Here is an 11697-nt window from a genome sequence, read left to right on the forward strand (position 1 = left end):
GCTGCGGCACGCCTTACGGCGAGCAATCCCTGGAAAGGACCGCCATCTGCTTGCAACCGCATCCGGATGGCGGGATGTGCGGCGGTCGCGTGACTTGGCGAGCCGACCCCAACGAGTGGGCAAAGTGCCCGGAGTGCGACGCTACGGGGTTGGTCGGCGAGAAGCCCTGCGCGCGCTGCAAAGGCGCCGGCTGGCTCTTGCAGGTCAGATAGCCTCCTCCAGGTCAGCGAAGCGGTATCGGACAAACAACGGAGAACGCATGCCTGCCTACCTCATCGCCGATGTGGACGTCCATGATCCGAAAGGCTACGAAGAGTATCGCCGCCTGGTCGGTCCTTCCCTGCAGAAATACGGGGCGCGGTTTCTCGCCCGTGGCGGCAGGATCGAGGTGCTGGAAGGCACCTGGGCTCCGACGCGGGTCGTGATCGTGGAGTTCGAGAACGCGGAGAAGGCCCGCCGCTGGTACCAGTCCGAGGAATACCGGCCGGCCAAGGAAGCGCGGCAGCGGGCTTCCACCGCGAATTTCATCCTAGTGGAAGGCGTGTAGCCGAGCGGCCGCCGACCCAGACCACAGTGCGATCGGGAGCCGCGATGCCCGCGTACCTGATTTCCGAAATCGAGATCCTCGATCCGGAGGGCTACGAGGAGTACCGTAGACTGGTCAAGCCGACGCTGGACAAGTACGGGGGGAAGTTCCTGGCTCGCGGCGGCAGGATCGAGGTGCTCGAAGGCCGCTGGAACCCCAGGCGCATCGTGATCTGCGAATTCGAGAACCTGGCCCGGGCACGCCAGTGGTACGACTCGCCGGAATACGAGAAAGCCAGGCAAATCCGCCAGCGGAACGCGCGCGCGAACATCATCGTTGTGGAAGGCGTGTAAGGCGCTGCGGCTCGGCGCCTTGCTCACGAGTCGAGCGGCCGAATCAGGTCCGGATCATCGTTCCCGGCCTTGTTGACCCGCGCGCTGACGGGATAGTGCTCGAACTCGGACAGCGCATGCGCGCGGGCGAGCTCAAGCGCTTCGTCTGCCTGGGTGAGCGTCGGATCGAGCCAGGCTGCATGGCTGTCGTCCGGCAGCGCGAGCGGCATGCGCGGGTGAATGGCGGCAAGCGCCGCTGTGGCCGGACGGGTGAGGATCGAGCAGGTCAGCAGGGGCTCTTCCTTGCCCGGAGGCGACCATGGCGCCATGAGCCCCGCGAAGCAGAAGAGCTTCCCGCCGGCCAGGCGTATGAAGCAGGGCTGCCTGACCTTCCTGACTTCGCCGGTTGCCGGATCCACCCGTTCGACTTCCTGCCATTCGTACCACCCTTCGGCGGGAAGAAGGCAGCGGGCGCGCTGCAAGCAATGCCGCCACATCGGCTTGGTGGCGGCCTCCTCGACGCGCGCATTGAACGTCAGTCTGGGCGGCTTTTCCCCTTTCCACCAAGTCGGGATCAGCCCCCAGCGTGCCTGGGCCAGCTGCACCGCCTGCAAGGTGCGCGACCACTTCAACACCGGCACGAGGCTGGTCGGCTGCACGTTGAAGCGCCGCGGAAACGGGGTGCCGCCGCTGCGACCAGCATGCCAGACACGCTCGATCGCGGCCTGCTCCGGACTGACGTAACGGCCACACATCGGCCTACATATTGCCGCGCCAGGCGGCCTCCGTCAGCGTGCGGTGGGGCTCGCCTTGCCGCCGTAAGCGGCCTGTAATGGGCGGCTTGGAATACTCGCACCACAGGAGGTCCGGCAGGCGGTCCTGGCCCAGGCCGCTTGTGTCGCCGTCACGCGCGTCGCGCCGGACAAACGGGAGGAGATGCGCATGGGACGACGCGTTGCCTTGCTCTTCGATGGTACCTGGAACAATCGAAAGGACCGGACCAATGTGGTGCGCATGCGCGATTCGATCCAATCCACCGGCCTTGAGGATCCCGAACAACCCTGCTACTACGACACCGGGGTAGGCACGCACTGGTATCGGCGCTTCACCGGCGGGGCATTCGGGCGCGGATTGTCGGAGAACATCCGCGCAGGCTATGCATGGCTCGCTCGGACCTACCGGCCGCAGGACGAAATCTTCCTGTTCGGTTTCAGTCGCGGCGCCTACACCGCCCGCAGTCTGGTCGGCCTGATTCGGAAGTGCGGTCTTCCGAAGAACGTCGACCAGGCGCTTCTGGACCAGGCTTACACCCTGTACCGCGACAAGAACATTGCCCCGGACGATCCTCCCGCGGTCGGTTTCCGGAACGCGCACTCACGCGAGATCCGGGTGCACTTCATCGGCGTCTGGGACACGGTCGGCGCACTCGGCATTCCGGTTTCGCACGTGCCCTTCGGCAGGGATTACTACCGCTGGCACGACACCGAACTTTCCAAGATCGTCGACTACGCCTACCACGCCGTAGCCATCGACGAACGGCGCAGGGACTACGCGGTGGCCGTGTGGACCCGGATCAAGCCCGAGAACCGCGAAGTGGAGCAGCGCTGGTTCATCGGAGCCCACGCCAACGTCGGCGGCGGGTATGACAAGGATCCGGTCGACACGCTGCCCAATCCGCCCCTGCGCTGGATCCAGGACAAAGCCGAAGCCGCGGGTTTACGCCTGAAGTCCAAAGTCGTGATCGGTCCCGATGACCATCTGGCCGAAGTCAACGACTCGTTCAAGGAGTTCATGTTCGGCCTCTACCAGCGCTTCAAGGATCCGTTCGCCCGTCCCTTCGGCTCCGGGGTGAATGAAACCGTCGACGAGAGCGTCTGGAACCGCTGGCGCTACGATCCCGAGTATCGCCCCGCGTCCCTGCTGCGGCATCCGGCCTGTCCGGAACTGTAATCCGGCGCGCGGCCGGCCCGCGGTTGCGCGTTGTGCGATCTATCGCGCAGCCTGCCCCCGGGGCACGATGAGGGACGCGCCCTTCAGGTCCGTCGGCAGGATCTCGAACAGCAGATGGGTATTGGGACGGCCGGTCTTGTTATTGACACGGTGGCTTACATCGCCGGTCTCGAAAAAGAAGTCGCCTGCGCGATAGATCACGGTCTTGTCCGGCAGGATGTACTCCATTTCGCCCGCCGTCATCTGGCGGATGCCCGGACCGACGTGGTTGTGGTCGCCCACATGTCCTCCAGGCGCGATGGTGATCTCGGTGATCCTCAGCTTGTATCGGTCTTTCAGCTCGGGGAGATGGCCGCCTGTGATCGGGGCCTCGTACAGGATCCGTGCGGAGACACCTTGGGTGTCCACCTTCAGGGGTTCGGCCGCCTGTGCCAGAAACCCCGCCGTGAAGAGTATTACTATCGCGGCGAAACATGTTCTGGAAATCATCGCGTAGTCCTCCACCTTGTCGTCCGAACCTCGGGCGAGAGCAGTCGAGTCTAGGCGCGACGCCCGCCGGGTCAAGTACGAAAATCGTAGTTGATCGGAGCCCTCCGGCGCTCGTAGACTGCGAGCGAGCACGGCACGCCACAAGGTTCGAGTCCATGGCTCGATACGGCCAGTACTGTCCCATCGCCAAGGCGCTGGAGTTGCTCGGCGAACGCTGGACGCTGCTGATCGTGCGCGAGCTGCTGATGGGGAGCCGTCGTTTCAACGAGCTGCGGCGCGGTGTCCCTCTCATGTCTCCATCGATGCTCTCGCAGCGGCTCAGAACGCTGACAGAGGCGGGAGTTGTCGTCCGGGAAGCCGGCTCGAGCACAGTCACCCCTGAATATCACCTGACGCCTGCCGGCGAAGAGCTGCGGCCCCTGATCCTCCAGCTCGGCACGTGGGGACAACGCTGGTCCCGGAGCACGATGGCCGCGAACGACCTCGACGCCAGTTTTCTGATGTGGGACATTCGGCGAAACGTGCGCGCCGACAAGCTTCCCGAAAGACGCACCGTGATCTATTTCGAGTATCCGGACGCGAAGAAAACGATGAGACGCTGGTGGCTGGTGGTCGACCGCGGCGAAGTCGACCTGTGCCTGGAAGATCCCGGCTTCGAGGTCGACGTCATGATCGGCGCGAGTCTGGCAACGATGACGCGCGTGTGGATGGGTGATCTTCCCCTCGGCGAGGCGCGCGCCGCCGGTCTGGTCAAGATTCTGGGAGCGAGGCACCTCGCTCGCAGTGTCGGAGACTGGCTGGGACTGAGTCCCTTTGCAAGCGTCGCTCCGGCACGGCAGGCCGGGTCCGCGACCTCTCCGCCTGATCGCTTGGCGTAATCGACTTGTGACGGAATTCTCGGCCGATCGAGTTCGGTGAAGCGTCCAAGGAGCGCTCCGCGAGACGCCAACGCGCGCTTGCGTCGGTGGTTGCTTTCGTGCCGGCGTTGACGGATCGCGAGCAACAGCAGTAGCCTTTCAATCAGCCGCAGCACTCAATACCAAAACAACCACAACACCGGCTGAAGCGCTACAGATTCTCAAGGGAGGAGCAAATGAAAGAGTTCCGTTGCCCGCATTGCGGGCAGTCCACGTTTTCCACGCTTTGCACCGACTGCCTGGCCGAAGGCATTAGGATTCAGGAAGTTAGATCTATTTTCCACGTCGGCCGCTGCCATCGCTGTGGACACGTGGACGATGAGCCGTGCGCGGCGCGCATCGGTGCGAACAGGGCGATCGCCCGCGCCTGGCAGCAGGGGGCCAAGGCGCTCAAACAGTTCGGCCACCTGGCCGGCAAGCTCGCCACCCGGGCGGCCGAATCGATGCGCGGTGGTTCGACTTCCGCTTCCTAGCGGTGCGCGAAACGCGCACCCTCGGCGGCGAGGCGCAGGCCGGCGCTGATCAGTCCGCCAGACCGAACACGACCAGCGCCTCGCCTTGCCGGTAGCCAAACAGCTGGCTCCCGCCCGCTGCGACCGCGATGTACTGCCTGCCGTCCACCAGATACGTGACCGGCGGGGCGTTCACGCCGGCACCGCAGTTGAACTGCCAGAGCAGATCGCCGGTGCGGGAATCGAAGGCGTTGAAGGTGCCGTTGCCCTCCCCGACGAACAGCAGATCGCCTGCCGTGGCCAGCACACCGCCGATCAGCGGCTGGGCACTGCGCCACTGCCAGCGGATCCTGCCATGATCGAGCGTGTCGATCGCGCTCAGCATGCCCCACTGCGGCCCGTTGACCGGTTCTACTGCGGTGTAGCGCACGGCGGGCTTGTCTGCCGTGGCTGGAATCTCGCGCACCGTGTAGCGCATCGGCATGTGCAGCGCAGCCACGTATGCGAGCCCCGAGCGCGGGTCGAACGACACCGGTGACCAGTTGGCGCCGCCCGCGGCGCCCGGCGAAATCTCGATGCCTTCCACCGTTGGCCGCTTGAAGAGATTGGCTTGCGGGACGAAGGGCTGCGACTTGTACAGGAACTGGCCGGTGCGGCGGTCAAGGACATAGAACCAGCCGGTCTTCGACGCGTGCCCCACCGCGGGGACTTTCCTGCCGCCCACGGCGGCCTCGAACAGCACCGGAGAACTGGCGACGTCGTAGCCCCACATGTCGTGCGGCACGATCTGGAAATACCACTTGAGCCTGCCGGTTTCCACGTCGAGCGCCACCAGCGACACGGTGTACAGGTTGTCGCCCGGACGCGTAAGGTCGTCCATCTGCGGTGACGGATTGCCGATGCCGGCATAGAGCAGCCCGAGTTGCGGGTCGATCGCCGGAGTGGTCCAAGCCGAGCCTCCGCCGCGCTTCCACGCGTCCTTGTATTGCGCCGCGCTGGCCTTCTCGCGCGCGATGTCGCGCTCCAGCGCTTCGCCTTCCGGCGTGGTGGTGCGGAACTCACCCTCCCAGTTTTCGGTGGTGGAATCGAACTGCCAGACCTTCCTCCCGCTCGCCGCGTCGAACGCGGCGTAGAACCCGGCGCGCTGACTCTGTCCGGCGATGCCCACGACCGCACCGACCGGCGCGCCCGGACGGTCGGAATCCAGATGCAATCCGTAGCCCACGCCGGTGATGCCGATGATGACCTTTCCCTTGTAGACCACCGGCGCCATGTTGGCGCCCACCCCGGTCGTGCCGGTCACGCGTTGGGCGCGCAGCGGATCGTCCTTTGCAAGCTGCTCGAGCTTCTCTTCCGGCCCGCCCAGTTCCTCCACCAGTGCGATGTCCCATTCGATCGCGCCGGTCGCGGCGTTCAGCGCAATCAGCCGCGCGTCCACGGTGCCGATGAAGACCTTGCCGTAGGCGACCGCGACCCCGCGATTGGCCGGGCCGCAGCACATCTTCTGCGAGCGCCGCTTGTGCTCGTAGCGCCACAACTGCCTGCCGCTGCGCGCGTCCAGCGCCACCACGTGGTTGAACGGCAGCGACAGGTACATGACCCCGTCCACGACGATCGGTGTGGCCTGGAACGTCGAAGATACCCCGCTCTGGTAGATCCATTTCGGAACCAGCTTCCTGACGTTGCCGGTAGTGATGCGGGACAGCGGCGAGAAACGCTGATTGGTGTAGTCGCGCCCGTTGTGCAGCCAGTTCGCGGCTTCCTTCGCCGCTGCGAGCAGTCGCTCGTCGGTCACCTGCGCGCCCCACGCGAAAGACAGGCTCACGGCGCAGAGCACGCCCAGCAACCCAGGCACGCAAACCATGAAGGGGCGAAGACACGAAGACGTCCGTGAATTGGCCGCCCACGTCATGAGTGTCTCCGGATGGCCGACGCGCCTTTCCATTGCGTCGCCGGGCGCTGCCTTTCGCATCTTCGCGTTTCGCTCCTTCCGATCCGCTGCTCAGCGAAGCCCGGCATTGAAGGCTTCCAGCGCCGCGGCGCCCGGGCACAGATCGGCTTCGTTGAGCTGGTTGAAAGGCGCATCCACGGTGCGCAGCCGGGCGTGCAGGTCTTCGGGCTCGCGATCGATGTAGAGCAGTCCGGTCACGATTTCCCCGGCCGCCTTGCGTTGCTCGAGGTAATGCATGGCGTGGATGCGGTCGTGCGGATCGTAATGAGCCTCCAGCTTGCGCAGCTTGAGCACCGAACCATCGTGCTGAGTGATCGTCTCGACGGTTCCCGGTTCGTACGCGGCCTGGATCGGCGCGCGGGGCGGGATGACGTCGAGCCGGTTCACCGCGTCGTTGTGCTCACGCACATAGTCATAGCTCTTGGTGGAGCCGTCGTGGTTGTTGAACGCCACGCACGGAGAAATCACGTCGAGAAAGGCCGCGCCGCGGTGCAGGATCGCCCCCTTGATCAGGGGCACGAGCTGGTCCTTGTCCCCCGAGAAGCCGCGGGCCACGTAGGTCGCGCCCATCTGCAGCGCCAGCGCCACCATGTCGATCGCGTCGTCGAGGTTCGCGTTGCCGCGCTTGTCCTTCGACCCCGGATCGGCGGTGGCGGAAAACTGGCCCTTGGTCAGGCCGTACACGCCGTTGTTCTCGACGATGTAGACCATGTTGACACCGCGGCGCAGGATGTGAGCGAACTGCCCGAGCCCGATCGAGGCGGAGTCGCCGTCGCCCGACACACCCATGTAGATCAGCTCGCGATTGGCCAGATTGGCGCCGGTGAGCACCGAAGGCATGCGGCCATGAACCGAGTTGAAGCCGTGCGAGCTGCCGAGAAAATAGGTCGGCGTCTTCGACGAACAGCCGATGCCGGAGATCTTCGCGATCCGGTGCGGCGCGAGGTCCAGCTCGAAGCAGGCCTGGATGATCGCCGCGCTGATCGAGTCGTGGCCGCAGCCCGCGCACAGCGTCGAGATCGCCCCCTCGTAATCGCGGCGCGTGTAGCCGAGCTTGTTCTTGGGCAGCTCGGGGTGGTGCAGCTTCGGTTTGGCTATGTACGTCATAAGTCAACTCTCGCCGCGCAAGCCCCGGGCCGAGCCATCCAGGCACCCGGGCAGGAATGTGAAGGCCTTCGAAACCAAACGTCCGCGGCGCCGCGAAACCGAGACGATCCTTCTCACGAAGCGCGCACGAACCAAGCATTCAAGGCGCCGCCGAATTACAGCGCGAACCTCGTTCCCGCTCGCTCCTTTGGCTGCCTTGGCGTCTTGGCGGCAAGTCATATCGGGGTGTCAGGCGGTGCGCTTGATCGGCTTGACGTTGAGGGCGGCGAGGCTCTCGCCGATCTCCCGTGTGATGAAACGCGCGGTGATCGGCGTGCCGTCGTAGTGCAGGACCGGAATCAGCTTGGCCGGGGCCACGCCGCACTCGTTGAGCAGCAGCGCGCGCATCTGCGCATCGCGGTTCTGCTCCACCACGAAAACCTGGTCGTGCGACTCGATGAATTCGGTCACTTCATCATGAAACGGAAAGGCGCGCAGGCGCAGCGTGTCCAGAAACACGCCCTTCTCCTCCAGGCGATCCAGGGCCTCCTTCATCGCCGGGCCGGTCGAACCGTAGAAGACGGCACCGTGGCGCGCGGGTTCCTTCGCCTTGGCCACGACGGGTCGCGGCAAATACTGCTTGGCCGTTTCGAACTTGCGCAGCAGCCGCTGCATGTTCTCGACGTACGGCGCGCCCTCCTCGGTGTAGCGGGCATAGGCGTCGCGCGTGGTGCCGCGCGTGAAGAACGCACCGCGCCGGGGATGCGTGCCCGGGTACGTACGGTAGGGAATTCCGTCGCCGTCGACGTCGAGGTATCTGCCGAACTCCCTTCCCGCCTCCAGGTCTTCGTAGCGCATGACCTTGCCGCGATCGTAGCGACGCGCGTCGTCCCATTGGAGCGGTTCGCACAATCGCTCGTTCATTCCGATATCCAGGTCGGAGAGCACGAAGATCGGGGCCTGCAGCCGTTCGGCGAGATCGAAGGACCGGGCGGCGAACTCGAAGCACTCGTGCGGATCCTCCGGGAACAGCAGCACATGCTTGGTGTCGCCATGCGAGGCGTAGGCACAGGACAGCACGTCGCCCTGCTGGGTGCGCGTGGGCATGCCGGTCGAGGGTCCCCCGCGCTGGATGTCGAAGAGCACCGCCGGGATTTCGGCGAAGTAGGCCAGGCCAATGAACTCCTGCATCAGCGAGATGCCGGGCCCCGAGGTACAGGTGAACGCCCGGGCGCCATTCCACCCGGCGCCGATCACGATCCCGATCGACGCCAGTTCGTCCTCGGCCTGGATCACCGTGAACTTGTTGGCGCCGCTTGCGGCGTCCACCCGGTACTTGCGGCAGTGGCGCATGAACGCTTCCGCCATGGAGGAGGACGGCGTGATCGGGTACCAGGCAGCGACGGTCGCGCCCCCATAGACGCAGCCCAGCGCCGCGGCATTGTTACCGTCGATGAAAATGCGGTTGCCGACGCGGTTCGCCCTGCGCACCCGCAGGCCGATCGGGCACGGCAGATACTTCAGCGCGTAGTCCCGGCCCATGTGCAGGGCGTGAAGGTTCGGCGCGATCAGCCTGTCCTTGCCCTTGAACTGCTCGCCGATCAGCTTCTCGATTTCCTTGACGTCGATCTCCAGCAGCGCGGACAGCGCACCGACGTAGATGATGTTCTTGAACAACTGGCGCTGCCGCGCATCGGTGTACTCCCGGTTGCAGATCTCGGTGAGCGGCATGCCGATCACGTGCACATCGTCGCGGAATTTCGAAGTCGGCAGCGGTTTGGTCGAATCGTAGAACAGATAGCCGCCGGGCTCGATGGATGCCAGGTCCTTGTCCCAGGTCTGCGGGTTCATGGCAACCATCAGGTCCACGCCCCCGCGGGCCCCGAGATAGCCCTCCTCCGACACCCGCACCTCGTACCAGGTCGGCAGGCCCTGGATGTTCGACGGGAAGATGTTGCGCGGGCTGACCGGCACGCCCATGCGCAGAACCGATTTCGCGAACAGCCGGTTGGCGGAGGCCGAACCCGAGCCGTTCACGTTCGCGAACTTCACTACGAAATCGTTGACTCTTTCCTGCGACATCCGGATTCTCGATCTCACCACCAAGGCACTTGCTCAACCCGTCTTCAAGCGGCAGCCAATGCCTTCCTGCGACAGGCCGGGCCGGCGAGGGTCAGGTCGAGGTAGAACTTGCGCATGTCCCAGGCGCCGGTCGGGCAGCGCTCCGCGCACAGACCGCAGTGCAGGCACAGGTCCTCGTCCTTGACCATGACGCGCCCGGTGCGCAACTCGTCCGAAACATAGAGCGCCTGCCCGAGATTTCTTGCCGGCGCGCGCAGCCGCGTGCGCAGTTCGGCCTCCTCGCCGTTGGTCGTGAAGGTGATGCAGTCCATCGGGCAGATGTCCACGCACGCGTCGCACTCGATGCACAGTGGTCGGGTGAAAACCGTCTGCACGTCGCAGTTGAGGCAGCGCTGCGCTTCGGCGAACGCGCTCTTGCGGTCGAAGCCCAGTTCGACTTCGACCTTGATGTTCTTCAGCGTGATCTTCTGGTCGGCCCAGGGTACCTTGTAGCGGGCGTCCAGCGACACGTCGTTGTCGTAGCTCCACTCGTGGATGCCCATCTTCTGGCTGATCAGCGCGACGTGGGGCGCGGGACGATCGCGCACGTCTTCGCCGTTGCACAGACGGTCGATGGAGATGGCCGCGTCATGACCATGCGCCACCGCCCAGATGATGTTCCTGGGACCGAAAGCCGCGTCCCCGCCGAAGAACACCGCGGGATGGGTCGACTGCATGGTGACGGGGTCCACTACCGGCAGGCCGTTCCGGTTGAACTCGATCCCGATATCGCGCTCGATCCAGGGGAAGGCGTTCTCCTGGCCGACCGCGATCAACACCTCGTCGCATGCGAAGTGCTGGTCTGGCTCTCCGGTTGGCACGAGGTTGCGGCGGCCTTTGTCGTCGTAGACCGCCTCGACTTTCTCGAAGGTCATCCCGGTAAGCCTGCCGCCGACGTGGTGAAACCGCTTGGGCACGAGGTAATTGAGGATCGGGATGCCCTCGTGCATCGCGTCCTCCTTTTCCCAGGGGGAAGCCTTCATCTCGTCGAAGCCGCTGCGCACGATGACCTTGACGTCCTCTCCGCCGAGACGGCGGGCGGAGCGGCAGCAGTCCATCGCGGTGTTGCCCCCGCCGAGCACGATGACGCGCTTGCCGATCCGGTTGGTGTGCCCGAAAGCCACGGATGCCAGCCAGTCGATGCCGATATGGATATGGGCGGCCGCGTCGGCGCGTCCGGGCAGATCGAGGTCGCGTCCGCGTGGCGCGCCGCTGCCCACGAAGATCGCGTCAAAGCCCTGCGCGAGCAGCGCCTTCATGCTGTCGACGCGCTGGCCGGGACGGAAGTCAACGCCCAGGTCGAGGATATAGCCGACCTCTTCGTCGATCACGGATTCCGGAAGACGAAAACGCGGAATCTGGGTGCGAATCATTCCGCCCGCGCGCGCATCGGCGTCGAACACGACCACGTGGTAGCCGATGGTGGCGAGATCGCGCGCGGCGGTCAGCGACGCGGGACCCGCCCCGACGCAGGCCACGCGCCTGCCGTTCTTTGCGGACGGCGGTTTCGGCAGGCGCGCCCGGATGTCGCCCTTGAAGTCCGCCGCCACCCGCTTGAGGCGGCAGATCGCGACCGGCTCGGTCTCGACCCGGCCGCGCCGGCAGGCGGGCTCACAGGGCCGGTCGCAGGTGCGGCCGAGAATGCCGGGGAAGACGTTGGATTTCCAGTTGATCATGTAGGCGTCCGCATAACGCCCCGCAGCGATCAAGCGGATGTACTCGGGGACAGGGGTATGGGCGGGACACGCCCATTGACAGTCCACGACCTTGTGGAAGTAGTCGGGTTGCTCGATGTCGGTCGCCTTCAAATTTCTCTCCTCGGCACGGATCCAACACGCTTGTTCTCATGCCGGTGATTCAACGCCGACCTCGG

The 11697-nt window shown here is 65.1% G+C and carries 11 protein-coding genes; 5 read left to right on the top strand and 6 right to left on the bottom strand.

The window, feature by feature from the left end; all coding sequences use genetic code 11:
• Window positions 1–259 precede the first annotated feature (259 nt).
• A complete protein-coding gene (locus VNM24_16860; protein ID HWQ40252.1) occupies window positions 260–547 on the top strand; it encodes a DUF1330 domain-containing protein in 288 nt (95 codons plus the stop codon).
• Between the two features lie 44 nt (window positions 548–591).
• Window positions 592–879, top strand: a complete 288-nt coding sequence (locus VNM24_16865; GenBank protein ID HWQ40253.1) for a DUF1330 domain-containing protein — start codon at window positions 592–594, stop codon at window positions 877–879.
• Window positions 880–902: 23 nt separating this feature from the next.
• Here the strand turns inward: VNM24_16865 and VNM24_16870 are convergent, their stop codons facing one another.
• Window positions 903–1613 carry an SOS response-associated peptidase gene (locus VNM24_16870; protein ID HWQ40254.1) on the bottom strand — a complete coding sequence of 237 codons (711 nt, stop codon included), beginning with the start codon at window positions 1611–1613 and terminating at the stop codon, window positions 903–905.
• A gap of 187 nt (window positions 1614–1800) precedes the next feature.
• Between VNM24_16870 and VNM24_16875 the strand changes: the two genes are divergently transcribed.
• Window positions 1801–2808, top strand: a complete 1008-nt coding sequence (locus VNM24_16875; GenBank protein HWQ40255.1) for a DUF2235 domain-containing protein — start codon at window positions 1801–1803, stop codon at window positions 2806–2808.
• 39 nt (window positions 2809–2847) lie between these two features.
• Here VNM24_16875 and VNM24_16880 read toward each other — a convergent pair whose 3' ends face one another.
• Window positions 2848–3297, bottom strand: coding sequence for a cupin domain-containing protein (locus VNM24_16880; protein HWQ40256.1), 450 nt, complete (start codon window positions 3295–3297; stop codon window positions 2848–2850).
• 155 nt (window positions 3298–3452) lie between these two features.
• Between VNM24_16880 and VNM24_16885 the strand changes: the two genes are divergently transcribed.
• Both VNM24_16885 and VNM24_16890 read left to right on the top strand, forming a co-directional pair.
• Window positions 3453–4175 carry a helix-turn-helix domain-containing protein gene (locus VNM24_16885; protein ID HWQ40257.1) on the top strand — a complete coding sequence of 241 codons (723 nt, stop codon included), beginning with the start codon at window positions 3453–3455 and terminating at the stop codon, window positions 4173–4175.
• Between the two features lie 215 nt (window positions 4176–4390).
• Window positions 4391–4687 (top strand): hypothetical protein, encoded by a 297-nt coding sequence (locus tag VNM24_16890; protein HWQ40258.1) that lies wholly within the window; start codon window positions 4391–4393, stop codon window positions 4685–4687.
• A 49-nt stretch (window positions 4688–4736) separates the two neighbouring features.
• Here VNM24_16890 and VNM24_16895 read toward each other — a convergent pair whose 3' ends face one another.
• From VNM24_16895 to VNM24_16910, 4 genes are all read right to left on the bottom strand, one after another.
• On the bottom strand, window positions 4737–6530 hold the full coding sequence (locus VNM24_16895) for a PQQ-binding-like beta-propeller repeat protein (protein ID HWQ40259.1): 1794 nt from the start codon (window positions 6528–6530) through the stop codon (window positions 4737–4739).
• A 138-nt stretch (window positions 6531–6668) separates the two neighbouring features.
• Complete coding sequence (locus VNM24_16900) at window positions 6669–7724, bottom strand: 2-oxoacid:ferredoxin oxidoreductase subunit beta (GenBank protein HWQ40260.1); 1056 nt, start codon at window positions 7722–7724, stop codon at window positions 6669–6671.
• A 228-nt stretch (window positions 7725–7952) separates the two neighbouring features.
• Window positions 7953–9785 carry a 2-oxoacid:acceptor oxidoreductase subunit alpha gene (locus VNM24_16905; protein ID HWQ40261.1) on the bottom strand — a complete coding sequence of 611 codons (1833 nt, stop codon included), beginning with the start codon at window positions 9783–9785 and terminating at the stop codon, window positions 7953–7955.
• 44 nt (window positions 9786–9829) lie between these two features.
• Window positions 9830–11632 carry an FAD-dependent oxidoreductase gene (locus VNM24_16910; protein ID HWQ40262.1) on the bottom strand — a complete coding sequence of 601 codons (1803 nt, stop codon included), beginning with the start codon at window positions 11630–11632 and terminating at the stop codon, window positions 9830–9832.
• Window positions 11633–11697 lie beyond the last annotated feature (65 nt).

The sequence above is a fragment of the Burkholderiales bacterium genome (genome assembly GCA_035560005.1).
GTDB lineage: Bacteria > Pseudomonadota > Gammaproteobacteria > Burkholderiales > Eutrophovitaceae > DASRFY01.